Origin of the sequence: Paraburkholderia sp. BL9I2N2, assembly GCF_004339745.1 — a bacterium.
In the GTDB taxonomy this organism is placed as follows: Bacteria; Pseudomonadota; Gammaproteobacteria; order Burkholderiales; family Burkholderiaceae; genus Paraburkholderia.
In genome coordinates this window covers 2130510-2155933 of sequence record NZ_SMGP01000001.1, presented here as the reverse complement: position 1 = coordinate 2155933, position 25424 = coordinate 2130510, and the positions used below count along the sequence as shown (strand labels likewise).

At 63.5% G+C, this 25424-nt stretch carries 20 protein-coding genes; 13 read left to right on the top strand and 7 right to left on the bottom strand.

Features of this window, described 5'->3' with window-relative positions; genetic code table 11:
- Positions 1-336 precede the first annotated feature (336 nt).
- The gene (locus B0G74_RS10025; RefSeq protein ID WP_132374659.1) at positions 337-786 is read right to left on the bottom strand and encodes a hypothetical protein; all 450 of its coding nucleotides are present in this window, start codon (positions 784-786) and stop codon (positions 337-339) included.
- A gap of 236 nt (positions 787-1022) precedes the next feature.
- Complete coding sequence (locus tag B0G74_RS10020) at positions 1023-1319, bottom strand: PsiF family protein (protein WP_132374658.1); 297 nt, start codon at positions 1317-1319, stop codon at positions 1023-1025.
- A gap of 447 nt (positions 1320-1766) precedes the next feature.
- On the opposite strand from B0G74_RS10020, the gene B0G74_RS10015 reads away from it, so the two are divergent.
- Positions 1767-2063: a YciI-like protein gene (locus tag B0G74_RS10015; RefSeq protein WP_132374657.1), complete on the top strand. Its 297-nt coding sequence runs from the start codon at positions 1767-1769 to the stop codon at positions 2061-2063.
- Positions 2064-2137: 74 nt separating this feature from the next.
- Here B0G74_RS10015 and B0G74_RS10010 read toward each other — a convergent pair whose 3' ends face one another.
- Positions 2138-2422, bottom strand: a complete 285-nt coding sequence (locus B0G74_RS10010; protein WP_132374656.1) for a hypothetical protein — start codon at positions 2420-2422, stop codon at positions 2138-2140.
- Between the two features lie 234 nt (positions 2423-2656).
- Between B0G74_RS10010 and B0G74_RS10005 the strand changes: the two genes are divergently transcribed.
- Positions 2657-3850 carry a transposase gene (locus tag B0G74_RS10005; protein ID WP_132374655.1) on the top strand — a complete coding sequence of 398 codons (1194 nt, stop codon included), beginning with the start codon at positions 2657-2659 and terminating at the stop codon, positions 3848-3850.
- Positions 3851-3979: 129 nt separating this feature from the next.
- Here B0G74_RS10005 and B0G74_RS10000 read toward each other — a convergent pair whose 3' ends face one another.
- Positions 3980-5533, bottom strand: coding sequence for a mannose-1-phosphate guanylyltransferase/mannose-6-phosphate isomerase (locus B0G74_RS10000; RefSeq protein WP_132374654.1), 1554 nt, complete (start codon positions 5531-5533; stop codon positions 3980-3982).
- Positions 5534-6167: 634 nt separating this feature from the next.
- Between B0G74_RS10000 and B0G74_RS09995 the strand changes: the two genes are divergently transcribed.
- The 10 genes from B0G74_RS09995 to B0G74_RS09950 all read left to right on the top strand — a co-directional run bounded on the left by B0G74_RS09995 (position 6168) and on the right by B0G74_RS09950 (position 19322).
- A complete protein-coding gene (locus B0G74_RS09995; RefSeq protein ID WP_132374653.1) occupies positions 6168-7565 on the top strand; it encodes an undecaprenyl-phosphate glucose phosphotransferase in 1398 nt (465 codons plus the stop codon).
- Positions 7566-7605: 40 nt separating this feature from the next.
- Complete coding sequence (locus B0G74_RS09990; RefSeq protein WP_132374652.1) at positions 7606-9054, top strand: UDP-glucose/GDP-mannose dehydrogenase family protein; 1449 nt, start codon at positions 7606-7608, stop codon at positions 9052-9054.
- Between the two features lie 43 nt (positions 9055-9097).
- The gene (locus tag B0G74_RS09985) at positions 9098-9553 is read left to right on the top strand and encodes a low molecular weight phosphotyrosine protein phosphatase (protein ID WP_132374651.1); all 456 of its coding nucleotides are present in this window, start codon (positions 9098-9100) and stop codon (positions 9551-9553) included.
- Positions 9553-10776, top strand: coding sequence for a polysaccharide biosynthesis/export family protein (locus tag B0G74_RS09980; protein ID WP_132374650.1), 1224 nt, complete (start codon positions 9553-9555; stop codon positions 10774-10776). The genes B0G74_RS09985 and B0G74_RS09980 overlap by 1 nt, the downstream gene beginning before the upstream one ends.
- A 132-nt stretch (positions 10777-10908) precedes the next feature.
- Positions 10909-13107 (top strand): polysaccharide biosynthesis tyrosine autokinase, encoded by a 2199-nt coding sequence (locus tag B0G74_RS09975; protein WP_132376906.1) that lies wholly within the window; start codon positions 10909-10911, stop codon positions 13105-13107.
- 61 nt (positions 13108-13168) lie between these two features.
- Positions 13169-14101: a glycosyltransferase gene (locus B0G74_RS09970; RefSeq protein ID WP_132374649.1), complete on the top strand. Its 933-nt coding sequence runs from the start codon at positions 13169-13171 to the stop codon at positions 14099-14101.
- A 100-nt stretch (positions 14102-14201) separates the two neighbouring features.
- Positions 14202-15377: a glycosyltransferase gene (locus B0G74_RS09965; RefSeq protein ID WP_132374648.1), complete on the top strand. Its 1176-nt coding sequence runs from the start codon at positions 14202-14204 to the stop codon at positions 15375-15377.
- A gap of 3 nt (positions 15378-15380) precedes the next feature.
- Complete coding sequence (locus tag B0G74_RS09960; protein ID WP_132374647.1) at positions 15381-16850, top strand: glucose-6-phosphate isomerase; 1470 nt, start codon at positions 15381-15383, stop codon at positions 16848-16850.
- Complete coding sequence (locus B0G74_RS09955; protein ID WP_132374646.1) at positions 16847-18076, top strand: glycosyltransferase family 4 protein; 1230 nt, start codon at positions 16847-16849, stop codon at positions 18074-18076. Before B0G74_RS09960 ends, B0G74_RS09955 begins: the two co-directional genes overlap by 4 nt.
- Before the next feature lie 79 nt (positions 18077-18155).
- A complete protein-coding gene (locus B0G74_RS09950; protein ID WP_132374645.1) occupies positions 18156-19322 on the top strand; it encodes a glycosyltransferase family 4 protein in 1167 nt (388 codons plus the stop codon).
- A gap of 129 nt (positions 19323-19451) precedes the next feature.
- Here the strand turns inward: B0G74_RS09950 and gmd are convergent, their stop codons facing one another.
- The 3 genes from gmd to B0G74_RS09935 form a co-directional block, all read right to left on the bottom strand.
- Positions 19452-20495, bottom strand: a complete 1044-nt coding sequence (gene gmd / locus B0G74_RS09945; protein WP_106307326.1) for a GDP-mannose 4,6-dehydratase — start codon at positions 20493-20495, stop codon at positions 19452-19454.
- Between the two features lie 160 nt (positions 20496-20655).
- On the bottom strand, positions 20656-21384 hold the full coding sequence (locus B0G74_RS09940; protein ID WP_132376905.1) for an SGNH/GDSL hydrolase family protein: 729 nt from the start codon (positions 21382-21384) through the stop codon (positions 20656-20658).
- Positions 21385-21389: 5 nt separating this feature from the next.
- Positions 21390-22490, bottom strand: a complete 1101-nt coding sequence (locus B0G74_RS09935; protein WP_132374644.1) for an acyltransferase — start codon at positions 22488-22490, stop codon at positions 21390-21392.
- Between the two features lie 670 nt (positions 22491-23160).
- Here B0G74_RS09935 and B0G74_RS09930 point away from each other — a divergent pair.
- Positions 23161-25362, top strand: a complete 2202-nt coding sequence (locus B0G74_RS09930; RefSeq protein WP_132374643.1) for a hypothetical protein — start codon at positions 23161-23163, stop codon at positions 25360-25362.
- Positions 25363-25424: the final 62 nt, after the last annotated feature.

The following is a 25424-nucleotide window of genomic DNA, read 5'->3' as shown; positions in this document are numbered from 1 at the left end:
ATCACACGCAAGCACAAAAGGCGCAGTTCGTCGCTAGGCGAAAAGCCTTGTGGGGCGGGGGTTTCGGGCTAATCGTAAGGCGCCGTGCCGTAATTTTGACCGGCACCGCAGCGCGCGTGGAAGCTACGCGCAGCGCGCTTTCAAATGGGCTCCGGCGATTCGCGCCGGGTTTGCCCGCAGCCAATAGGAGCAAGGCAGCGACGGTGTCGACCATTCGTTTTTACCGATTTTACGCCGCGCAAATGTGCGTTGAAATCAAATTGAAAGTGTTGCCTCGACGCTGCAGATCGGCCGACGTAGCGGCCCGCAAATCGGCCTTCTGATCCGGACGCGCGCTCAGCCGTGGTTCGCCGGACTCTTGACCGCCGGCGGACGCCGCAGCGCGCGACGCACCATGCCGATCAGCACGCCGAGCAGAAACAGCACCACGGCCGGCACGATCCAGTAGCCGACGAATGCATGCCAGAGATAGGCCATCAAAGTGGAGCGGCGCACGCTGTATTCGTTGCGGGCGTCCTGCTGACGCGGCGCGTTGGCGGCCAGCACCTCGGCCGGACAGCCGGCGGCTTGCGCTTCGTCGGGCTTGCCGTGGCAGCGCGCGGGGGCGCCGGCGGCGCGCTGCGCGTCGGTGAAATTCCAGGTGGTCAGCGCACGGTCGAGGTCGACGGCGTTGTACGCCATTTCCTCCCGGATCTCGCTCACCGCCACGATCGCCACGGGCACCGCCCAAAATATGATGACGACCAGCCACCGCCTTAACCAGCGGTTTTTATGCTTCGATACCATCCTTGCCTCCGATGGATGCTCTGCAGCACCAACGACAAGATGGCGGCCCGTCTAATGTTGTATAGGGGGGTGGGCCGTCTCCGCAGCCATCATAGAAGAAAAATGGCGGGTTCGGGCAGATGGACTGTGAAGGGCGGGGCGGGACGCGGGGCGCGAGTGCCGGATGGCAGCGCCGCTGTGTTCGAGCGGCGCGCGCTCAGGCGCCGCGCATGTCGCGCGACGCCGATTCGTTGTGTTTAATTAGCCGGTGCGGACGACAGGCAGGTCTTCATGAACGCCTTGCGGTCATCACCCTTCTTGCCGGTGGCTTGCGCGTTGCACGCCTTCATCTTGTCCTGCTGGCTCATCGGCGCAGCGGCGGCCGGCTTGGCGGACAGGCAGGTCTTCATGAACGCCTTACGGTCGTCGCCCTTCTTGTCACCGGCCTGCTTGTTACAGTCGGCCATTTTGGTTTGCTGACTGTTCTCTGCGAACACCGGCGAAACGAGGACAGCGCCCAGCACCAGCGTGGCGATAGCGGATTGGATTTTCATGTGACACTCCATCGGTGGTGAAAACGTTTTTGGTCGTTCGTGCGCGCGGGCGTCAACCGTATCCAGGACCCTCGGCACGTCCATTATGGCAAATGCTGTCTGCCAGAACGGCTAAAAGCGCATTCCGGTTGACAGGCGCTCACGCTGGTTTTCCCTTACGTGGCGGGGACTGACGGCGGATTGGAGTATCCGGTGGCAAATGGCGCGAACGTGGAATGATGTTATGCATTCCAGATTAAATGCATGAAGCAAATTCAAACGAATTAGCACCAAGCTATTCCATAAGATTGATGAAAAATTAACACAAACTTTGCGCATTGCTGCACACGCAATTGAATTGTAATTCGGCAGGAAATTCCACCGCCCAACATATGGGTAATATTGACCAGGATGCGTGCCGCCCATTGCGTCGCTGGTCTGCTCTCACGCCGGCCAAGGAGGCTCGCCATGCACTATCTGTTGATGTACGACCTGGTGTCCGACTATCTCGAACGGCGCGCCGCGTATCGCGATGAGCATCTGAAGCTCGCGTGGGCAGCCACGGAGCGCGGCGAGCTGCTGCTGGCCGGCGCGCTGGCAGAGCCCACCGACACCGCCATGCTACTCTTTCAAGGCGACTCTGCCGCTGCCGCCGAAGCCTTTGCCAAGGCCGATCCGTATGTGCTCGCCGGTCTCGTGACACGCTGGCGCGTGCGTCAATGGACGACAGTGGTGGGCGAGGGCGCGGCGAACCCGGTGCGCTGAAACCTGGTCTATCGGTTGTATCGGTGGAGTGTCGAGCGGCGAAACCGGTCGCTCACTCAATGCTCCCGCGTCGTTCAGGCCGCGCTATTTTCATCGCGTTGATGCACTGCACATAGCGTGTTCAGCGCTGCTTCCCGCGCTTTGGTCGATTGGCCAAAGCCGAGCCAAAATGCATCGAAATCCTGTGTCAGACGGACGACCGATTCATAAAAGTTATTCGCCTGTGATGCATTTTGATTGTGCGGTGCAATAGCGTCATTTCGCCGCCGAAAGCGACCGGACTTTTGTGACGGCATTGCGAGAAAAGACGCAGCAAAAAGGACAAGTTTGTTTCCATCCGTAACACTTGTCTCATTCATATTCACGGAAACCCTGGGGATGGTATGCTTCGTGCACAAATTCTCCCATGCACGAGTGAGACCACGTTTTGTGCTTCGCAATAGGGACAAACCGCACTAAGTCGGGGCGGTATTGACCAGCCAACAGAACGTACAAAACATATTTGTGCAACCGAGGCCTGCACACGGGTCGTGACAGTTGAATCCGTGGCAGTCCAAAGCCGCAGCCCGGCCAGGCTGCGTGGAGAAAACCCAATGTTTTTCGATGAGCTAAGCAATGACGAATGGGCGCTGCTGGCAGCGCTTGTTTCAGATGAGCCGGCCGTCCGTCTAAACCGACGCGGCCGGCCCCGCGCCGAACCACGCATCGTGGCGAATGCCGTCCTGTGGATTCTGACAACCGGTGAACCCTGGTCGAAACTGCCAGGGCGCTATCCGTCGGGTCCGACTTGCCGGCGCCGTTTTGAAGAGTGGCAGTTGAACGGCACGCTGCTGGAGATGGTTCGGCTGTTGTCGCAAACCGGGCGCACCTTTGCGTACGTCCCCCAACCGGCGCCGCCCGTCGCGGCCAAACCCGCGGCACCGGTAGCGGAAACCCCCAGCGTGCGCGACGAGCATCCGCGTGGCGTGTCCTGGAGAAGCCCCGAGTCGTGGCAAGCGCCCGGCGGCATGTCGAATAGCCTGAGCAGTTGGCGTTCGGCCGATCCGATCGCCGACATCACGCGCCAGTTGTCCGGCGTCGCGAATGTGCCGCCGGTATCTCGTGCGCCAGCGGCACCCGTCGCGGCGCCCGCACGGCATGTCGTGCGGGCCGGCTTGCCGCGCCCGGATGAAGCGCGCGCGGTAGGCGCGGCCATGCATGGTTTGAATTCGGCCGTCGCTTCGGCGCGCGGCACGGCTGTGCCTGACGATCGGCGCAGTCCGTTGTCGATGAGCCTCGCGCCCCGCGGCACGGAAATCCTCGACCGGCGTGGCTATGTGATTTACGTCGCGGCTGAGCAGGTGCCGAACGCCATGTATCGCGCGTGGGCGGAAATCATGAAGGACGGCAAACGCGTCGAGCGTTCCGGCCTCGTCGGCCCGCGCTTTGAGCAAGCCGAGGCGGCGGAGCAATACGCGCTCGACTGGGCGCGGCAGTGGATCGACCGCGAATGCCTCACGTTGGCGGCAGCGGCGCAATCCGCGGCTGCGGCACAAGCATCCGCTCAAGCGCCGGCTCATGTCTCAGCGAACCCTGCGCCCACGGCGGCTCGTCCGTTGCCTGCCTTGCGCCATGTGCCCGAGCCAGTCGCGGCCAATCACGGCGCGCCGTTGCATGGACCGCTCAACGCGTTCCGTGGTCCGTTGCGCCGTTATCCCGGCGAACCGGCCGCTGCCACGGCGGCGACCGAGAACAGTGCATCCGATCGTTATCCGTCGTACACAGAACTCATCTCCCACGCGGGGTGAGCACAGCAGTTCCCCGCGGCCGGTAGGAGCAACCGCCGCAGGTTCCCGTTTCATTCGTTGTGACATTCGCTGTGATTCACTGGTGTTATCAGAAGGACGCCGTCCACCGACGCCCCTCGTCCACGCGCGTTACTGACGTCCGTAGGTGTCGTCGAAACGCACGATGTCGTCCTCGCCGAGATACGAACCGGACTGGACCTCGATCATTTCGAGCGGCATCTTGCCCGGATTCTCGAGACGGTGGGTGACACCCAGCGGAATATAGGCCGATTCGTTTTCGGAAACGATAAAGCGCTCTTCACCGCGCGTGACGAGCGCCGTGCCGCGCACGACGATCCAATGTTCGGCGCGGTGATGATGCATTTGCAGCGAGAGCCGCGCACCCGGTTTCACCACGATCCGTTTGACCTGGAAGCGCTCGCCGGTGTCGACGGAATCGTAGTTGCCCCACGGACGATGCACCTTGCGATGGTTGGCCGCCTCCAGCCCGCCGTCGTTGCGAATCCGGCCCACGATCTTCTTGACGTCCTGCACGCGCGACTTGTCGGCGACCAGAATGGCGTCGGCCGTTTCCACGACCACGAGATCCTGCGTGCCCACGCAGGCGATCAGGCGTCCTTCCGAATGCGCGAAGGTCGAGGCCGCGCCTTCGAACATCACGCGCCCACGGCCCACGTTCTGATCGGCGTCCTTATCCGAGATGTCCCAGATCGCGTCCCACGAACCGACGTCGGACCAGCCGGCCTGCAACGGCACGACCACGCCCGAGGCCGCGCTTTGATCATTGCCGAGTTGCTCCATCACCGCGTAGTCGATCGAATTCGACGGCGATGCGCTGAACGCGTCGCGTTGCAGCCGGAAGAAGTCGCCGTCCGCCTTGCCGCCCGCGAAGGCCGCATCGCAGGCTTCGTAAATGGCCGGCTGGAAATGGTGGATCGCCTTCAGCCAGGTCGACGCGCGCATGATGAAGATGCCGCTATTCCACCAGTACTCCTTCGATTCGATATATCGCTGCGCGAGCTCCAGATGCGGCTTCTCGACGAAGCGATCGAGTTTGTGCGCGCCGACCTTGCCGGTCACTTCCGCGTCGGCTTCCTGCGTGTCGTTAGTCGTGCCAAGGGCCGCGCCAATGCGAATGTAGCCGTACCCCGTTTCCGCGCGCGTCGGCACGATACCCATCGTGACGATATGACCGGCCGCTGCATGCTGCACGCCGGCGGCCACGGCCGCGTGAAAGCCGTCGATGTCGGTGACCGCGTGATCGGCGGGCATCACGACCATGATGCCGTCTTCGTCCTGCGCGGCGACCGAGAGGGCGGCCACCGTGAGTGCCGGCGCCGTGTCGCGGCCGGCGGGTTCGAGAATCAGCCGGGTCGGCTTGCCGCTCGTGCGCAATTGCTCGGCGGTGGTGAAGCGCTGTTCTTCATTGGCCACCACGACGAGTTGCTCGGTGAGCGGATAGCCGGCCTCGAGTCCCTCGAGACGGCGCGTGGTGGATTGCAGCAGCGAATCGTCGCCGAGCAGGCCGATCAACTGTTTCGGATGCTGTTCGCGCGACATCGGCCACAACCGCGTGCCGGAGCCGCCCGCCAGAATCACGGGATGAACCTTGAGCTTGACGTTCAGGGACTTGACTTGCGTGGACCGGGTGTCGGCGGGCGTGGCCGTGACCGGAGCTGTCATGATGGACTCCTCGAGGCTGGGTGAATGCGTCGAGTTTTATCACGAACTCTGGAATCAATAAAAGCGCGTTAAATAGAAACTATATAAAACGCCTAATAAATTTCTCCATTTCGTGAAGAAAAAATGTCCCGATAATTTTTTAAAAAGAAAAATTACGCGAAAAAAATCGCCGGCTATTTTTTTATCACCGTTCATGCCGCAGAATGATGACGGAAGGCGCGGCGTAAGCTTCGTAGGAAAACACTCGGAAAGTACGAGATTGGCTTACATCAAGGCTTGCAGGATGCCTGTCAAACGCAGAATCCGGTAACAATTGCCGAACAAAATTCAGAAAAAATGCCGAAACATTGACCGATACAATTTGAGATTTTTTGCGGTCTTGCAGTGGGAATTTTAATATCGCTTTATCTATACCTGTACAAGGGTATTCACTCATTCCGACACAGGTTTCCCAATCCGGCTGTTCAGACAGTTTTTCGGGCGGGAAACAGAAGGGCAATTAGCACCGGTTCAAACAGTTACGCGTCGCGCATGGAATTGCATGACGCGGTTACCGGCGTTGTGCGTCCCGTCGCCGGACTGGATTTCAACCAACCAACGGATGGCACTTGACTGACGAACTGAGGGGCAGCGCATGCTGAGCGTTCTATCGAGAATCATCGACATCGCCATGGTCGCGCTCGGCGCCGCCATCGCGACGGCCGTGCACAGCGGGAAAGTCGTGTGGCTGGACGATATGCAAAGCGTCTCGCTCGCATTCGACTGCCTGCTGGTGGTGGTGTTTTTCCCTGCGCTCGGGATCTATCAGTCGTGGCGCGGCAAGCCGCTGTACGACCTGCTGTGCCGCGTGGCGGGCGGCTGGCTGCTGGTGGAAGTTACCGGCGTGCTGATCAGCTTCAGCCTGCACCGCTCGGACAGCCTGTCGCGGCTGTGGCTCGTCTATTGGGCCGTGGCCACGATCGTGCTGCTGATCGTCACCAAGGTGATCGTCTATTCGATTCTGCGCGGACTGCGCCGCGAAGGCTTCAATCAGCGCGCGGTGGCGATCGTCGGCGGCGCACCGTATGGGCGCTTTCTGATCCAGCAGATGCGCAGCCGTCCGGACGCGGGCTTCTCGCCGGTCGTGGTGTTCGATGAAGACAGCACGATCAATCACTACGAAGACCCGGATGCGGGCGAGGTGATCGAAGGCGTGCCGGTCGAGCGCGACTATCAGCGCATGCTGCATCTCGTGCGCCAGCGTGCGATCCGCGAGCTGTGGCTGGCGCTGCCGATCTCGAAGGAGAAAGCCATCCATCGCTTCGTGATGGATCTGCGCAACGACTTCGTGAACATCCGCTTCATTCCGGACGTGCGCAGCCTCACGCTCTTCAATCAGCCGATGGTCGATCTGCTCGGCGTGCCGGCGATCAATCTTGCCGCCTCGCCGATCACGGATCTGCGCGTGCTGCCCAAGCGCGTGTTCGATCGTCTGTTCGCGCTGGCCGCGTTGACCGCGCTCGCGCCGGTGATGCTGGTGATCGCCGCCGCGGTGAAGCTGAACTCGCCGGGCCCGGTGTTCTTCCGGCAAAAGCGCAAAGGCATCGACGGCAATCAGTTCGAGATCTACAAGTTCCGCTCGATGAAGATGCACAAGGAAGAGCACGGCAAGATCACCCAGGCTACGCGGCGCGATCCGCGCATCACCGCGGTCGGCGCGTTCCTGCGGCGCACCAGTCTCGACGAGCTGCCGCAGTTCATCAACGTGTTGCGCGGCGAGATGTCGGTGGTCGGCCCGCGTCCGCATGCGCTCGAACACGACGACATCTACAAGGATCTGGTGAAGGGCTACATGCACCGTTACCGGATCAAGCCGGGCATCACCGGGTGGGCGCAGATCAACGGCTATCGCGGCGAAACCGACCGCATCGAAAAGATGATGGGCCGTGTCAAGCTCGATCTGTACTACATGCAGCACTGGACCTTCTGGCTCGACATCAAGATCGTCGTGCTGACGCTGTGGAAAGGCTTCGTCGGCAGCAACGCTTACTAAGCTCCTTTCCCAATCAACTCAATTCTGCGAGGTGTAATACATGAACCTGACGATCATCGGTAGTGGCTACGTAGGCCTCGTGACGGGCGCATGTCTGGCCGACATCGGCCACGATGTGTTCTGTCTCGACGTCGATCAGCGCAAGATCGACGTGCTCAACAACGGCGGCGTGCCGATCCATGAACCGGGTCTGCAGGAGATCATCGCGCGCAATCGCAAGGCCGGCCGCCTGAAGTTCTCGACCGACGTCGAAGCCGCGGTCGCGCATGGCGATATCCAGTTCATCGCGGTCGGCACCCCGTCCGACGAAGACGGTTCCGCCGACCTGCAATACGTGCTCGCCGCCGCGCGCAACATCGGCCGCCATATGACGGGCTTCAAGGTGATCGTCGACAAATCGACGGTGCCGGTCGGCACGGCCTCGCGCGTGCGCGAAGTGATCGCCGCCGAACTCGCCGAACGCAATGCCGCGCACATGTTCTCGGTGGTGTCGAATCCCGAGTTCCTGAAAGAAGGCGCGGCGGTGGAAGACTTCACGCGGCCCGATCGCATCGTGCTTGGTTGCGACGAGGACGTGCCGGGCGAGAAAGCGCGCGACCTGATGAAGCGCCTCTACGCGCCGTTCAACCGCAATCGCGAACGCACGCTGTATATGGACGTGCGCTCGGCCGAATTCACCAAGTACGCGGCCAACGCGATGCTCGCCACGCGCATTTCGTACATGAACGAACTCGCGAATCTCGCCGACCGCGTCGGCGCGGATATCGAGGCCGTGCGTCGCGGCATCGGTTCCGATCCGCGCATCGGCTACGACTTTCTGTATGCCGGTTGCGGCTACGGCGGCTCGTGCTTCCCGAAGGACGTGCAGGCGCTGATCCGCACGGCCGCCGATCACAAGGCGAATCTGCGCATTCTCGAAGCGGTCGAAGCGGTCAACGACACGCAGAAGAAAGTGCTCGCGAACAAGATCGTCGCGCGGCTGGGCGAAGACCTGTCGGACCGCACCTTCGGCGTATGGGGCCTTGCCTTCAAGCCGAACACCGACGACATGCGCGAAGCGCCGAGCCGTCCGCTGATCGCCGAGCTGCTGCGCCGCGGCGCGCGCGTGAAAGCGTACGACCCGGTCGCGATCGACGAATCGAAGCGCGTGTTCGCGCTGGACCTGAAGGACGTGCCGCAACAGCACGCGCGGCTCGAGTTCGTGAAGGAAGAGATGGAAGCCGCCGAAGGCGCCGACGCGTTGGTGATCCTCACCGAGTGGAAGGCGTTCAAGAGCCCGGACTTCGACTCGCTCAAGCGGATCCTGAAGACGCCGCTGATTTTCGACGGCCGCAACCTGTACGAACCGGACGCGCTGCTCGAGCTCGGTATCGAGTATCACGCGATCGGCCGTCAGCACGCGCTGCGCATCGCGCCTGCGAAGGTCGGCTCGAACGGCTTGCCGCTCGCGCAGGAAGAAACGGCGGACGCAGCCGAAGCCGGCCGCTGATCCGCTGCCACCGCATCGACAAGCCGTTATCACGGAGCCCGCCATGTTCGCCAACGTTCTGATCGTCTGCCACGCAAACGTCTGCCGTTCGCCCGCCGCCGAAATGCTGTTCAAGGCCCGGCAGGGCGCGGCGTCGCGTTCGCAGGCGGCGCCGATCGCGTTTCATTCGGCGGGCATCCGGGCAGTGAACGGCCACGGCATGGACCCGGTCATGCAACGCCTGCTCGCCGAGCAGGGCGTTGCCTCGGGCATCCACTACTCGCGGCGTCTTGACCGGCAGCTCGTGCGCGACGCCGATCTGGTGCTGGTCACCGAGCGCGCGCAGGTGAGCGACGTCGAAGCGCTCGATCCGGCCTCGCGCGGCAAGGTCTATCCGCTCGGCAAGTGGGAAGCGGATTCCGACGTCGCCGATCCGCATGGCGGTGCGGAAACCGCTTATAGGGAGAGTCTCGTGCTCATCGAACATCTGGTCATGGGATGGCTGAAGAAAATATGCTGATGAAAAAACTCACTGCACACTCATTCGCGAACGGCAAGTCGACGCATTTCAACTCGAAACTTGCCGCCACGCTTTTGCTGACGTCCTTTCTGTCGGCCTGCGCCACCGCACCTGGCAACTACCTCGATACGTCCCGTCTGAAAGACGACGGCCAGCACGACAGCCAGCCCGCGGAAACCTATCCGGTCCATGTGATCGATGCCGCCGTCGTGACCGCGCAGGCGCAAGCCGCCGCCGCGAAGACCCAGGTGCTGCCGACCTCGACCCTGAGCGACCCGTCGCAGTACGTGTACCGGCTCTCGCCGCAGGACATTCTCGGCATCACCGTGTGGGACCACCCTGAATTGACCACGCCGCAGGGCAGCACGCTGTCGGCGGGCGGCAACACCACGCAGTCGATCGGCGGCGCCTTGCAGCAGCCGTACACGGCCGCGCTGCCGGGCCAGGCCGATCCGTACGGCCAGACCATCGCGGCCGACGGCACGATCTTTTTCCCGTTCGTCGGCCGTATTCGGGCCGCCGGCAAAACCGTCGGTGAGTTGCGCGATCAATTGAGCTCCGGCCTCGTGCGCTATATCCGCAATCCGCAGGTCGACGTGCGCGTGCTGTCGTACCGCGGCCAGAAGGTGCAGGTGACCGGCGAAGTGAAGACGCCGGGCCCGCTCGCGGTGAGCGACGTGCCGCTCACGCTGGTCGACGCGATCACGCGCTCGGGCGGCACGAACGCGGACGCCGACATTCAGCGCGTACGTCTCACGCGCAACAACAAACTCTACGTGCTCGACGCCGACCGCATGCTCGATCGCGGCGACACCACGCAGAACGTGATGCTGCAAAACGGCGACGTGATCAACGTGCCGGACCGCACCGACAGCCGCGTCTTCGTGATGGGTGAAGTAAAGACGCCGATCCAGTTGCCGATCATCAAGGGCCGCATGACGATCGCCGACGCGCTGACGCAAGGCGGCGGCATTCTCGACACCGACGCCAATCCGCGCCAGATCTTCGTGATGCGCGGCATGAAGGATCACCCGACCACGCCGGACGTATACCGCCTCGACATGACGCAGCCGGACGCCATCATGCTGTCCTCGCAGTTCCAGTTGCAGCCGCTGGATGTCGTGTATGTGGGCACCGCCGCGTCGACCACCTTCAACCGTGTGTTGCAGCAGGTGTTGCCGAGTGTGCAGACGTTGTTCTACCTGAAGCAGCTGACGCGTTGATCATCTGAACCGCAGTCTGAGCCGTCGTCAGGCCCGCGCCGCGCCGTCCGTAAAGGACGCGGCGCGGGACCGAAGCAAACACCGCTGTAACCGATACGGGATCGAATTGTGAGCAACCAAATCTCTCCACACATGGCCGGTCCGATCAAGACCGAAGAAGAGGACGTCGTCCTCGGACAACTGGTGCAGGTGATCCTCGACGACATCTGGTGGCTCATCGCCATCGCCGCGGTGATCGTCGGGATCGCCGGCGCCTATTGTTTTCTCGCCAAGCCGATCTATTCGGCGGATGCGCATGTGCGGGTCGAGCAATCCGACAACACGTCGCAGGCGCTCACGCAGACGCAGACCGGTGCGGCCATCACCACCGGCTCGACCTCGCTGCCGACCGACGCCGAAATCGAAATCATCAAGAGCCGCGGCGTGGTCGGCCCGGTCGTGCAGCAACTGAAGCTGAACTTCAGCGTCACGCCGAAGACGCTGCCGCTTCTGGGCAGCATCGCCGCGCGCATGGCGACGCCGGGTCAGCCGGCGCGTCCGTGGCTGGGTCTGTCGTCGTACGCATGGGGCGGTGAAGAGGCCGACGTCGATTCGATCGACGTGATCCCTGCGCTGGAAGGTCAGAAGCTGACCATGAAGGTGATCGACGACCAGCACTACAGCCTGTATGCGCAGAACGGTTCGCTGCTGCTGCGCGGTCTCGTCGGCCAGCAGGAGCAGGGCGGCGGCGTGACCATCATGGTCAATAAACTGGTGGCGCGGCCGGGCGAGGAATTCACGGTGATGCGTGCCAATGACCTCGACGCGATCTCCGCGTTCCAGTCGGCAATCACGGTGCAGGAGCAAGGCAAGCAGACCGGCGTGATCCAGATCTCGCTGGAAGACAAGAGCCCCGAGCATGCCGCGCTGGTCGCCAACGCGCTCGCGCAGTCGTATGTGCGCCAGCACGTGCTGAACAAGCAGGCCGACGCGAGCAAGATGCTCGACTTCCTGAAGAGCGAGGAGCCGCGCCTGAAGTCCGATCTCGAACGCGCCGAAGCCGCCCTGACCGCGTATCAGCGCCAGTCCGGCTCGATCAACGCGAGCGACGAGGCCAAGGTCTACCTCGAAGGCAGCGTGCAGTACGAGCAGCAGATCGCCGGCTTGCGTCTGCAGATGGCGCAGCTCACCGAGCGCTATGGCGACGACCATCCGATGCTGGTGGCCGCGCGTGAGCAGATGGCCGAATTACAGGCGCAGCGCACCAAATACGCCGACCGCTTCCGCGATCTGCCGGCCACCGAAGTGAAGGCCGTGCAGTTGCAGCGCGACGCCAAGGTGGCGGAAGACATCTACGTGCTGCTGCTCAACCGCGTGCAGGAGTTGTCGGTGCAGAAGGCCGGCACCGGCGGCAACGTGCATATCGTCGACGCCGCGCTGCGTCCGGGCGTGCCGGTCAAGCCGAAGAAGGCGCTGATCCTGTCGGCGGCGGTGATTCTCGGGCTGATCGCGGGCACCGGCTTCGTGTTCCTGCGCCGCAATATGTTCAAGGGCATCGACGACCCCGATCACATCGAGCGCGCGTTCCATCTGCCGGTGTTCGGCCTCGTGCCGCTCTCCGCCGAACAGGGCGTGCTCGAAGCCAGCTTCCTGCGCGGCGGCGAGCGTCTGCGCTCGGTGCTGGCGAATGCGCGGCCCAAGGACGTCACGGTCGAAAGCCTGCGCAGCCTGCGCACCTCCATGCAGTTCACGCTGCTGGACGCGAAGAACCGCATCGTCATGCTGACCGGCCCGATGGCGGGCGTCGGCAAGAGCTTCCTGACGGTCAATCTGGCGGTGCTGCTCGCGAACTCGGGCAAGCGTGTGCTGATGATCGACGGCGACATGCGCCGCGGTGTGCTCGAACGCTATCTGGGCGGTGCGCCGGATAACGGCCTGTCCGAATTGCTGAGCGGCCAGATCTCGCTGGAAGAAGCGATCCGCAGCTCGCAGGTCGACGGCCTGAGCTTCATTTCGTGCGGCCGCCGTCCGCCGAATCCGTCGGAACTGCTGATGTCGCCGCGCCTGCCGCAGTACCTCGAAGGCCTCGCCAAGCGCTACGACGTGATCATGATCGACACGCCGCCGGTGCTGGCCGTGACCGATGCGTCGATCATCGGCGCGTATGCCGGATCGACCTTCTTCGTGATGCGCTCGGGCGTGCACAGCGAAGGCGAAATCAACGATGCGTTGAAGCGCCTGCGCGCGGCCGGCGTGCACGTGCAGGGCGGCATTTTCAACGGCATGCCGGCCCGCTCGCGCGGCGGCTACGACCGTGGCTACGCGGCGGTTCAGGAATACCTGAGCACCTGAGCCCGCAGGTTTGCGGATGCATTCCGAACCTCGCGCAACGACGATTAAAAAGGACATCACGATGAAAGTGACGGTACTGGTTCCGACTTACCGCCGCCCGGCCGATCTGGCGCGCTGCCTCGCGGCGCTGCAACGGCAGTCGCGGCTGCCTGACGAAGTGGTGGTGGTGGCGCGCGCCGACGACGATGCGACCCACGCGTGCCTGCGCGATCCGGCCGTGCCGGGCGCGCTGCCGCTCTCGGTGGCGCTGGTCGAAGCGCCCGGCCAGGTCGCGGCTCTGAATCGCGGTCTGGACGCCGCGCGCGGCGACGTGATCGCGATCACCGACGACGACGCCGCGCCGCACGCCGACTGGGTCGAACGCATCGCCGCCGCGTTCGCCGGCGACGCGCGCCTCGGCGCGCTCGGCGGACGCGACTGGGTGCACGAGAAAGGCCGCGTGCTGGACGGCGAGCGGCCGCTGGTGGGCAAGGTCACGGCGCACGGCAAGATCATCGGCAATCATCATCTGGGCGTTGGCGGTGCGCGCGAAGTCGACATTCTGAAGGGCGCGAATATGAGCTACCGCCGCGAGGCGGTGCGCACCATCCGCTTCGACGCGCGCCTGCGCGGCGCCGGCGCGCAGGTCCACAACGACATGGCGTTCAGCCTCGCCGTGAGAAACGCCGGCTGGAAGCTGATGTACGACCCGCGCGTGGCGGTCGATCACTTTCCCGCCGAGCGTTTCGACGACGACCGGCGCGACGCGCAAACCATGGCGGCCTTGCGCAACGCCGCCTTCAACTTCCATCTGATCCTGCGCGACCAGTTGCCGCCGCTGCACCGCGAAACCGCCTGGTGGTGGTGGACGCTGGTCGGTACGCGCGTTTATCCGGGGCTCACGCACGCGGCGCTCGCGCTGCTCTCGAAGCAGGCCGGCCTGAAGCTGACGCGCTGGCGCGCCGTGCGCAGCGGCGCGCACGAGGCGCGTCGCGCGCTGTCACGCGCCGCGTGATCGCTCTGGCTCGCACCACGTCCCGCACGTTCGTGCATCGGCGCACGGCCCGCGTCAGGGCCGCCGATGCCCCTTTCCACCGGCAGAGCGGAGTGTCTGCATGAGTACGAAAGTTCACGTTCATCTGTTTTACGGCGCCGACCCGCGCTTTTATCGACAGGGCGACGACATTGGCTGTCTGTATGGCTATCACCACGCGGAATCCGACGCGTTCAAGCTCACCTATTCGCAGGATGCCCGCGAAGGCAAGCCGGTGCGCCTGCTGCGCCGCGCGCTGAAGGCGGCGCTCGGATTCGACTTCATCCATACGTGGCGCAACCGCGCCGAGATGCTGCGCTCGGACGTGATCTGGACGCACACGGAACAGGAGTGGCTCTCCGCGGCCCTCATGCTGCTGCTGAGCGGCCGCAAGGCGGGCGCCGATGCCTCGCCCTTGCTGCTCGCGCAAAGCGTGTGGCTGCTCGATAAATGGCCTTCCTACGGCATTCTGCGCAGCTGGCTGTATCGCAAGCTGATGACGCGCGCCGATCAGCTCACGACGCTCGCCAGCGAAAATGCCGAGCTGTGCCGGCGCTATTTCGATCGCGACGCCAAACCGCTGCTCTATGGCCTGAACACGCGCGACTTTCCGGTCAAGACACCGGCCGAATGGGCGCCGCACACGCCGATCCGCATTGCAGCGATCGGCAACGACCGCGACCGCGATTGGGAGACGCTCATCAAGGCGTTCGGCAACGACGCCCGCTACACGGTAAAGCTCGCGACCCGGCGCCGGATTCCCGCGTCGCTGCGCGCGCCGAATGTCGAAATCGCGCTGTTCTCAGGCATCAAGAAGCAACACGAACTGTACGACTGGGCCGACGTGATCGTCGTGCCGTTGCGGCCGAATTCGCACGCCTCGGGCATCACCGTGATGCTCGAAGCAGCGGCGGTCGGCAAGCCGATGGTGGTGACGAATGTCGGCGCGTTGCAGGATTATTTTCCGGCGGGCGAGGCGTCCTATATCCCGCCGTTCAATCCGCAGGCATTGCGTGAAGCGGTCGACCAGCTCGCCGCCGCGCCGCTGGAGGCGCTGCGCCAGGCGCAAGCGGCCGCCGCCGGCCTGCTGTCGCGCGACCTGACCACGCAGCACTACGCGATGCAGCACGTGCGGATCACGCAGGAGATGCTGCGCGCGCGCGCCTCGTCACGCGTGCGCTCGGCGGCCGGCATGGCGACCGCGGCGGGCGTGTCCGACGCTGAGCGGCCGGCGCGGCAGTCGCGCGGAGGTCTCTGAACGATGTCGACGATTGCGCGAAGCGCCGATAGCGTGAACGGCACCGGACGGGCGCCGTCCCGCGGCCGCAAGGAATGGCTGCCGGAGGCTTTGCTGTGGTTCGTCACGACGCTGCTGATCGGCGCGCATCAGGGCACGGTGCTCACGCTCGCGTTTCCGATGCTCGCGATCCTCACGGGCCTGTGGCTGTACTTCAAGAGCCCGGCGCGCTATATCGGCTTCATGTGGTGGCTGTGGTTCCTGAGCCCGGAAGTGCGGCGTCTGGCCGACTGGTCCAAGGGTTCGTTCACGCCGACCAGCCTGATCCAGGTCGCGCCGCTCGCGGTCACGATGATCAGCGCGCTGTCGCTCCTGCGCTACTACAAACTGCTGGCGCAACGGCGCGGCCTGCCGGTGCTGCTGATCCTGCTCGGGCTCATCTATGCGTTCCTCGTGGGCGTGATGTCGAGCGGGCCGCTCGCGGCCACTTACGACCTCGCGAACTGGCTGTATCCGATCCTGATCGGCTTTCACATCATGGCGAACACGCGCCAGTATCCGCAGTACCGCGACACCATCGTCAACACGTTCATCTGGGGCATGCTGGTGATGGGCGGCTACGGCCTGGTGCAGTTCTTCATCATGCCGCAGTGGGACGCGTTGTGGATGCTCGGCTCGCAGATGAACTCGCAAGGCGACCCGGTGCCGATGGGCGTGCGCGTGTTCAGCACGATGAACTCGTCGGGACCGTTCGCCTTCGCGATGATGGGCGCGATGGTGTTCGTCATGGCGGCCACGCACCGGGTGCGCTGGGTCGCGGCGGCGCTGGGTTTTTTCGCATTCGCGCTGAGCCTCGTGCGCTCGACGTGGGGCGGCTGGGTCATCGCGTTGCTGATTCAGCTCGTCAAATCGAACAACAAGGTGCGGGTGCGCATCGTCGCCAGCGCGGTGCTGTTGGCGGGGCTGTGCGTGCCGCTGCTGGCCGTCGGTCCGGTGGCCGAGCGGATGCAGGCGCGTCTCACGACTATCGTCAATCTGAACGACGACCAGAGCTACGCCGCGCGTAACGAGTTCTATGCGACCTTCGCCAAAACAGCCTTTACCGACGTGTCGGGCGAAGGCATGGGCGCCACCGGCACCTCCACCAAGCTCTCGAACGACGGCGGCCAGCTCGGCCAGTACGGCAACTTCGACAGCGGCGTGATGAACATTCCGTTCGTGCTCGGCTGGCCCGGCACGCTGCTCTATATGTCCGGAATCATCTGGCTCGTGACGCGCGCGGTGCTCGCGTCGTTCAAGCTGCGCAACGACAAATTCGTGTCCGCCTGCATGAGCCTGAGCCTCGCGACTTTCGCGATGCTGGTGTTCACCAATTCGCTGGTCGGCACGGGCGGACTGCTGCTTTTCATGGGTGTTTTTTCGATCCTTTCCGCGGTTCATTACGAAAAGATAAACCGCAGACGCACGCTATTTCTCCACGGAGGCACTGATTGAGAGTCGCCATTGTCACGCACGTTGTGCGCCATAACGACGGCCAGGGGCGCGTCAACCACGAGATCGCGCGCGCGGCCCTCGACGAGAACATCGGCGTCACGCTGGTCGCCTCGCACGTCGCGCCGGATCTGCTCGCGCATCCGAACGTCCGCTGGGTGCCGATGAAAATCGGCCGCTGGTGGCCGACCAATCTGCTGCGCCAGCAGGTGTTCGCGTTCAAAAGCGCAATGTGGCTGCGCGCGCATCGCCGCGAATACGACGTGCTGCACGTGAACGGCTTCATCACGTGGATGCCCGCCGACGTCAACACCTCGCACTTCGTGCATAGCGGCTGGTTCGGCAGCAAGTACTATCCGTTCGGGCTCACCAAGGGCGTGTGGTCCGCCTATCAGTCGGTCTATACGCGCTGCAATGCGCTGCTCGAACGCTGGGCCTACCGGCGTTCGAAGGTGATTACGGCGGTGTCGCAAAAGGTCGCCGACGAGATTCACGCGATCGGTCTCACGCCCGATAACCGTGTCGATGTGATCTACAACGGCGTGGATACGCAAGGCTTCGCCGCGGCTACGGGCGACCGCGAGAAATTCGGCCTGCCGAAGGACGCGTTTTTGCTGCTGTTCGTGGGCGACCTGCGCACACCGCGCAAGAACCTCGGAACGGTGCTCGCCGCGCTCAAGTATCTGCCTGAACACGTGCAGATCGCGGTGGCGGGCTTCCTGCCGGGCAGTCCGTATCCGGAACAGGCGAAGGCGCTCGGCATTGCGCATCGCGTGCATTTTCTCGGTCTCGTGAAGGAGATGCCGGTGCTGATGCATTCCGTCGACGCCTTCGTGTTTCCGTCGCGCTATGAAGCAATGAGCCTGTCGCTGCTCGAAGCGATGGCGGCGGGCTTGCCGGTGGTCACGGCGCGCACCGCGGGCGGCGCTGAAATCATCACGCCGGAATGCGGCATCGTGCTCGACGATCCGGACGATCCCAAGGCGCTGGCGCGCGCGGTCGCACGCCTCGCCGACAACCACGTCGAGCGCCGCGCGATGGGCGTCGCCGCCAACGAACTCGCGACCGGCTTCGGCTGGGCGCGCATGGCCGCGCAATACATTGCGCTGTATCGCCAACTCGCGGGACAGCAGAAGCATCGCCGGCAAAGCGAGGCGGAAGCGGCAGCGGTCGCCAAGACCGACGCGTTGACGCTGAACACGCTGGCCGGCCAGAAGAGCGCGGAATGACGTTGCGGGGTTCATTAACCCGGCTGGCGCATTCATCGCTCAACCATCACAACTCTCAAAACGCACAGGGGTCACAACCATGACGACGAGTTCTATCAAATCGCTGCAGATCGGGATGCACTGGTTCCCCGAGCGCGCGGGCGGCCTCGACCGCATGTACTACTCGCTGGTCGGCGCGTTGCCTGGCGCGGGCGTCGCGGTGCGCGGCGTAGTGGCCGGCTCGCCCAAAGTGGCCGCCGACACCGGCGGCGCGATCAACGGCTTCGGCTCCGCCGCGCAATCACTGCCTTTGCGGCTGATGGCGGCGCGCCGCGCACTGCGCCAGGAAATCAGCACGTCGCGCCCCGACGTGATTTCCTCGCACTTCGCGCTCTATACTTTTCCGGGTCTCGACGTGACGCGCGGCATACCGCAGGTCTCGCACTTTCAGGGGCCGTGGGCCGACGAGAGTCACGTGGAAGGCGCCGATTCGCTCGGCCAGCGCGCCAAGCGCTATCTGGAACAATCGGTCTATGCGCGCTCGTCGCGGCTGATTGTGCTGTCCGAGGCGTTCGGCAAGATTCTGACCTCGCGCTATCGCATCGCGCCGGACCGTGTGCGCGTGGTGCCCGGGTGCGTCGATGTCGAGCAGTTCAATCTGCCGATCTCGCCCGCCGAGGCGCGTCTGAAGCTGCAATTGCCGCAAGACCGGCCGATCGTGCTGGCGGTGCGGCGTCTGGTGCGCCGCATGGGTCTCGAGGATCTGATCGATGCGGTGAAGCTGCTCAAGCGCAGCGCGCCGGATGTGTTGCTGCTGATCGCCGGCAAAGGGCGGCTCGAGGGCGAACTGCAGGCGCGCATCACCGAGGCGGGTCTGGAGGACAACGTGAAGCTGCTGGGTTTCGTGCCCGACCAGCATCTGGCGGCGCTGTACCGCGCGGCGAATATCAGCGTCGTGCCGACGGTGGCGCTGGAAGGCTTTGGCCTTATCACGGTCGAGTCGCTGGCCTCGGGTACGCCGGTACTGGTCACGCCCGTGGGCGGCTTGCCTGAGGCGGTGGCGGGTTTGTCGCCGAATCTGGTGCTGCCGGAGACGGGCGCTAAAGCCATCGCGGATGGACTCGCGGGCGCGCTCAACGGCACGCTGAAATTGCCCGATGCCGATGCATGCCGCCGCTATGCGCGCGAGAACTTCGATAACTCGGTGATCGCGAAGCGGGTGGCTTCGGTGTATAGCGAGGCGATTGCGGCGGGTGGGGTGCACTGAGCCAGACGTGAACTACGCTCGTGGCACGATGAAATAAAAAAGACGCGGAGCCTCGATCATCAGGATCAGGCTCCGCGTCTTTTTTTGCATGGAAGATACGCGACCGTGGCCGCGCATCTTCGTTGGGGATCAGAACGTCTCGTGATGCTCGTTACGTCCGAGATCCGCATGAACCATCATGTGGCACAACTGCTCCAGCGTGGTTTCCGGCTTCCAGCCGAGTTTTTCGTGAGCCTTGTCAGCGCAGCCGATCAGCAGGTCCACTTCGGCCGGACGATAGAACTTCGGATTTACGCGCACCAGCGTCTTGCCGGTGGCGACGTCGATACCGGATTCGCGCTCTTCCTTGCCGGACCATTCGAGCTGATAGCCCGCTGCCGCAAACGCCATGCGCACGAAATCGCGGACCGTTTCGGTGCGGCCGGTGGCGAGCACGAAGGTGTCCGGTTCGTCGGCTTGCAGCATGCGCCACATGCCTTCCACGTATTCGAGCGCGAAGCCCCAGTCGCGCTTGGCGCTCAGGTTGCCGAGCTCGAGCACGTCCTGCTTGCCGAGCTTGATCTTGGCGACGGTGTCGGTGATCTTGCGGGTGACGAATTCGCGGCCACGCAGCGGCGATTCGTGATTGAACAGAATCCCGCTGCTCGCAAAGAGGCCATACGACTCGCGATAGTTGATGGTCGACCAGTGCGCGAACAGCTTGGCGACGCCATACGGGCTGCGCGGATAGAAGGGCGTGTCCTCGCGTTGCGGAACGGCCTGCACGAGGCCGAACATTTCCGACGTCGACGCCTGGTAGTAACGCGTCTTCGGATTGAGGATACGGATGCCTTCCAGCAGATTCAGCGCGCCGATGCCGGTCACTTCGGCGGTGGTCACCGGCTGGTCGAACGAGACGCCCACGAAGCTTTGCGCGGCGAGGTTGTACAGTTCATCGGCTTGCGCGCCTTCGAGCAGGCGCAGCGTCGAGCCGAGGTCGGTCAGATCGTGTTCGACCAGACGCAGATTCGGATGATCGAGCACGCCGAGCTCACGCATGCGCCAGAAATTGACGGAGCTCGTGCGCCGGTAAGTGCCGGTCACGATATAGCCCTTGTCGAGCAGCAGTTTGGTCAGATAGGCGCCGTCCTGTCCGGATACGCCGGTGATGATCGCTTTGCGTGGTTGGCTCATAGCTTGCCTTCAAGATTGTTAAAAGAGAAAAAGAAAAAGCAGTCGCGCCGGCTAGGGCGCATTTCATCGGCACACTCGGAAGCGCATCTCAGAAGCACGTTTCGCAAGCATCAAAAACACCCAATGCACCCAATGCACGAAACGCACTTGAAAAAGCGTTTCAGGGCGTGCCGTCCAACAGCCGCCGCACCAACGGTTCGACGACCTGAAAATCCTGTTCGGCCTTCAGCCGGTACAAATCCGGCTTGGGATGCGCGCCGTCGGACATCAGCGTCTTCCAGTCCGGCAGACTGCTGATGTAGGCGAACTGATCGACGAGCGGCACCTGCTGCTCGGCGGCCACGCGGCGCGTCATGGCGACCATCGTCGCGAGCCGCGCGTTGAGCCGGTTGTCGGGCATCGGGTTGGCGGTCTGCAGAACCGGCTGCTTGCCGAGCGCGCGAGCGGTTTTCACGAGCGTCGTTTCGGCCGTGTAGAACTGCTCGGGCGTCTGGTTCTGCATCACTTCGTTGATGCCGTAGTTGATCAGCACGATCTGCGCGGGCGAGGCGGCGAGCCGTTCCTGCCACGGCAACCCGGCCGTCGGGCCGGCGCGGCGATTGCCCGTGCCGTCGCGCAGCTGCGTCGCCATCGTGTTGCCCACGCCGTAGTTCGTGACCAGCACCCGTTCGCCGTGGCGCGCCTGCAATTCATCCTGCAGGTACGCCACGGCGTTCTGCGCCTGCGGACCGCAATCGCCGCCGCTGCAGGTAATGCCGAGCGTGGTCGAGTCGCCGTAGGCCTCGATCAGCACTTGCGATCGCGGGCCCGGCGCCGCGGCGAACGCGGCGGATGCGATGAGCGATGCCGCGGCGCATGCGCTTGCAGCGAGCCGTGCACGGCGCTTCATCCACTTCATGCGCGGCTTTGCGGCGCTTGCGGCGCGGTGCTGACGCCGCCGCCGTTGGCGGATTGCGTCGGCGCATGCGCGTTGCCCGCCGAGCCGAAAATCAGGCGCTTCTCGAACGCGAACCACGTGACGGTGGCGTAGACGAGCGTGATCGCGAGCGCGAGCGCGGCGGTCACGAAGCGGTTCAGATGCAGCGGCCACAGCGCGTACAGCACGCTCAGGTGAATCAGATAAATCGTGTAGCTGATGGTGCCGATATAAACCAGCACGGGATTGCACAGCAGCCGTTTGACGATGCCCTTGCTTTGCAGGGCGATGACCACGACGGAAGTACAAAGAACCAACGAAACGCTGTAGAGCCCGGCGTTCGAGAGCGGCGTATTGGCCGCGCGAAAGCGGGGAAAGTGCAGATGCAGCCACGCGAGTACCGCCAGCGCCGCGACCAATCCCAGCACGGCGACGCCTTTGTAAGGCTCGAGCGCATTGCGGTCACGCCGCACGGCCACCGCCAGCAGCGCGCCGGCTGCGAGCAGGTCCATGCGGAACGGCGTCAGGTAATAGATCGGCCAGAACGAATCGAACCAGGGCGTGGCCACCGCGCGCAGCACGGGCACCAGCAGGATCAACACGGCGGCCACGTAGCCGAGCACGCGCTCGGGCACGAGCAGGATCACGAACGGCCAGACAATGTAGAACTGCTCTTCGACGGCGAGCGACCACAGCACGTTCAGACTGTCGTGACCGCTCTGATTGAGCGCGTCGCCGATATTGGTCGCGAAGAACGCGTACCACTGCCAGTGCTGCGCCCAGCCGAGGCCGAACAGAATCGACGACACCACCATCAGCAGCACATATGGCGGCAGGATGCGGCGCGCGCGGCGTGCGTAGAAATAGCCGAAATACGACTGCTGACGCGCTTTGCGCTCGAGCAGGATGCCGGTAATCAGAAAGCCGCTCAAAACAAAAAACAGATCGACGCCCATCCACAGCGGCGCTTTCAACGCGTGCTGCGCGAACACGGCAAGCACGGCGATGGCGCGCAAGCCGTCGAGCTGCACGATGCGGCGGGAGTGGGAAGGCGCTAAGGGCAGTGCGCTGGCAGTCATGAACCGTCCATGGTGTGAAGCAGATGGGCCGGGCGAAGGATCGCGCGAGGGTTCCGGGGAACAGGCGCGCTCGCTTCGCATCGCAACGGAAGTGCAATCGATTCTAGGGAAAATAAAATCGTGAAAAAACGGGAATGAATTGGATAAATGAATCAGATTGCAACAGGGTGTTTCGTTATCCATTCGCAATGGATTTTTATGCTTGTGTCGAACGGATGACGGGATATGTAATAAGTGCGGATCGCGTTGCTGCGCATCGGTAAGGATGGGTGCCGAGGGGCGCGTGCGGATGTGCACCGTACTTGATTTCGTTTTAATCCATTTTTAATGGTTTTCTTTCACAACGCTTAAGGCGTCGAATATTTTTGAATTATTTTCGATTTTCGTCGCGGTGTTTTTTCCGCGTAATGTGAGCCGTGCGGATTGGGTGGCCAAGGAGGGCGCGTGGGCTGCGCGCTTTGCTTGCCGCCGGGCCCCCGGACTTGGGTTGGCCGTCCCGTCGACGACGCTCGGTCCGTGCACCGCTCCGCACGAATCTGTCTCATGTCCTTGCACGGCTTCTAGCGGTTTGCATCACGAGATCGGCCGCGATTCGTAGCGTCATTTCATTGAGTTGTGTTTCCGCGCGAGCCTTATTGCCCGCGCGCGACGCTGATTGGAGGAAATACCTTTGCCCCGTTTCACGTTCAAAAGCTGGCTCGCTGTCTTTGCGTGTGCCGTCGGACTGGCTGCGGGATCGGCCAGTTTCTCGGCTCATGCGGAAACCGCGTTGAACGCGAAAACGTCGTGGATCGGCAATACCTTCGGTTTCGGCGACGGCACCTGGGCGCAGATCAACATCACCGCCATTGCGGTGGCGCCGGACGGCAAGGTCTATACGAACGCGCCGTGGGACGAAAGCGGCGCTGAAGCGAGCGTCTATCAGAACGGGAAGATGCTCGGCTTCGCGGGCGGCACGCATGGCTGGGGCAACGGCGGCGGCAACGCGGTCGCGGTGAATCGCAAGTACGCGTTCGTTGCGATCGCGGTCGGTAACGAGAAGGGGCGCCTCGTCGAGCAGGGCGTGTGGCCCGAAAAGGGCAAGCAATGGTTCGGCATCTCGCGCCGGCAGATCGCCGATCCGAAACGCGCCGCGCCGTTCCAACCTGCCGCGAAAAGCGCCGACCCGCACGCGCAACTGGCGGCCGGCTTCCTGATGATGAACGAAGTGCCGACCGGCACGAGCGCCGAGATCGGCGGCCTCGCGGCGAACGACACCACGTTGTTTGCGGCGAACACCGCGCGCGATCGTATCGAGGTGTACGACGCGGAATCGATGCAGCAGAAAACCACCTGGAGCGTGCATGAGCCGGGCCGACTCGCGTTGGCGCCGGACGGCACGCTGTGGGTGTTGAGCGGCACGCGCAACGACCGTGAGCCGCATGTCGAGCACTACACGGCCGCGGGCAAACGCATCGACGAAAACTTCGCGCTGCCTGCCGGAACGATCGCGGTGGATATCGCGGTCGATGCGCAAGGCCGCATCCTGATCGCGGATAACGGTCCGCGTCAGCAGGTGCTGTATTTCAGCAAGAACAACGGCCGTTATGCCGAGTCGGGTTCGCTCGGCGAGCGCGGCGGCATTTTCAGCGGCGTCGCCGGCAAGCCGGGCCCGCAGCGTTTCAACGGCCTGACCGGCGTGGGCGTGGATGCGCGCGGCAACGTGTACGTGTCGACCAACGGGATTGGTCCGCGTTACGAGCCGATTGGCGCGGGTCTCGGAGCGACGCTCGAAAGCTATGCGCCCGACGGCAAGCAGAACTGGCAGGTGCAGGGGCTGCTGTTCGTCGACAGCGCGTGGATCGATCCGTCGCGGCCGGACAGCGTCTATACGGGTAATAAGCGCTTCGAACTCGATCTGTCGAAGCCCGCGGGACAGGACTGGAAATACGCGGGCTTTCTGTCGAACCGCTTCAAGTATCCGGACGATCCGGTGTTTCACACCGATCAGTATCCGGGCCTGCCGATCGCCCGCAAACTGAAGGGCCGCACTTTCCTGTACCTCACGGACATGTACGCGGACCATCTGAAGATCTATCGCTTCGACCCGCAGCACGACGGCGAAACGGCGATTCCTTCCGGCTTTATCGCGGGACGCGAGCGCGCGGTGGCCAAGGTGCCGAATGCGCCGCCGGGCGGTGACTGGATCTGGCGCGATGCGAACGGCGACGGCAAGTTCAACACCGACGAATTCACGCTCAATACGAGCGGCACGAAACTCGCGGGCGGCTGGGGCTGGTGGGTCGACACCGCCGGCGACATCTGGCGCACGCGCGATACCAAGGGCATCTATCGCTTCCGCTTCGGTGGGCTGGATGCGAAGGGCAACCCGGTCTACTCGTATTCGAACATGACGCAGTACCCGGTGCCGCAACCGTTCACGGAATTGCACCGTGCGATTTACGACCCCGACACCGACACGATGTACGTGACGGGCTACACGCCCGACACGCCGGTCGATCGCGGCTTCTGGAAAGAAGTGGGCCGCGTGCTGGTGCGCTACGACAAATGGTCGAGCGGCAATCCGGTGCAGCGCTATGCGATCACGCTGCCGTGGCAGACGCAGAGCAAACCCATCGCCACCATCATCGGCCTCACGGTCGAAGGCCAATACATTTTCGGCGTCGAGCCGGTTGGCGCGGTGCACGTGTGGGACAAGGAGAGCGGCAAGGAGATCGGCGTGATCCGGCCGGGCCCGGAAGTGGGCGGCGCGTCGGGCTGGGTCGATGTGCCGAACGGCATCAGCGCCGCGAAGCGCACCAACGGCGAGTACCTCGTGTTCGTCGAGGAAGACGCGCGCGGCAAAGTGATGATGTACCGCTGGAAACCGTGACGGCGCACAGCGCTTCGCAGGTAATCAGCCATCCCAGGTAATGCAGTCAACTCAAGGCATCC

What these genes read in the sequence shown, in the direction of transcription:
- B0G74_RS10025 (WP_132374659.1), bottom strand. Translation starts at nt 786, where the DNA reads ATGGTATCGAAGCATAAAAACCGCTGGTTAAGGCGGTGGCTGGTCGTC.
- B0G74_RS10020 (WP_132374658.1), bottom strand. Translation starts at nt 1,319, where the DNA reads ATGAAAATCCAATCCGCTATCGCCACGCTGGTGCTGGGCGCTGTCCTC.
- B0G74_RS10015 (WP_132374657.1), top strand. Translation starts at nt 1,767, where the DNA reads ATGCACTATCTGTTGATGTACGACCTGGTGTCCGACTATCTCGAACGG.
- B0G74_RS10010 (WP_132374656.1), bottom strand. Translation starts at nt 2,422, where the DNA reads ATGAATGAGACAAGTGTTACGGATGGAAACAAACTTGTCCTTTTTGCT.
- B0G74_RS10005 (WP_132374655.1), top strand. Translation starts at nt 2,657, where the DNA reads ATGTTTTTCGATGAGCTAAGCAATGACGAATGGGCGCTGCTGGCAGCG.
- B0G74_RS10000 (WP_132374654.1), bottom strand. Translation starts at nt 5,533, where the DNA reads ATGACAGCTCCGGTCACGGCCACGCCCGCCGACACCCGGTCCACGCAA.
- B0G74_RS09995 (WP_132374653.1), top strand. Translation starts at nt 6,168, where the DNA reads ATGCTGAGCGTTCTATCGAGAATCATCGACATCGCCATGGTCGCGCTC.
- B0G74_RS09990 (WP_132374652.1), top strand. Translation starts at nt 7,606, where the DNA reads ATGAACCTGACGATCATCGGTAGTGGCTACGTAGGCCTCGTGACGGGC.
- B0G74_RS09985 (WP_132374651.1), top strand. Translation starts at nt 9,098, where the DNA reads ATGTTCGCCAACGTTCTGATCGTCTGCCACGCAAACGTCTGCCGTTCG.
- B0G74_RS09980 (WP_132374650.1), top strand. Translation starts at nt 9,553, where the DNA reads ATGAAAAAACTCACTGCACACTCATTCGCGAACGGCAAGTCGACGCAT.
- B0G74_RS09975 (WP_132376906.1), top strand. Translation starts at nt 10,909, where the DNA reads ATGGCCGGTCCGATCAAGACCGAAGAAGAGGACGTCGTCCTCGGACAA.
- B0G74_RS09970 (WP_132374649.1), top strand. Translation starts at nt 13,169, where the DNA reads ATGAAAGTGACGGTACTGGTTCCGACTTACCGCCGCCCGGCCGATCTG.
- B0G74_RS09965 (WP_132374648.1), top strand. Translation starts at nt 14,202, where the DNA reads ATGAGTACGAAAGTTCACGTTCATCTGTTTTACGGCGCCGACCCGCGC.
- B0G74_RS09960 (WP_132374647.1), top strand. Translation starts at nt 15,381, where the DNA reads ATGTCGACGATTGCGCGAAGCGCCGATAGCGTGAACGGCACCGGACGG.
- B0G74_RS09950 (WP_132374645.1), top strand. Translation starts at nt 18,156, where the DNA reads ATGACGACGAGTTCTATCAAATCGCTGCAGATCGGGATGCACTGGTTC.
- gmd (WP_106307326.1), bottom strand. Translation starts at nt 20,495, where the DNA reads ATGAGCCAACCACGCAAAGCGATCATCACCGGCGTATCCGGACAGGAC.
- B0G74_RS09940 (WP_132376905.1), bottom strand. Translation starts at nt 21,384, where the DNA reads ATGAAGCGCCGTGCACGGCTCGCTGCAAGCGCATGCGCCGCGGCATCG.
- B0G74_RS09935 (WP_132374644.1), bottom strand. Translation starts at nt 22,490, where the DNA reads ATGACTGCCAGCGCACTGCCCTTAGCGCCTTCCCACTCCCGCCGCATC.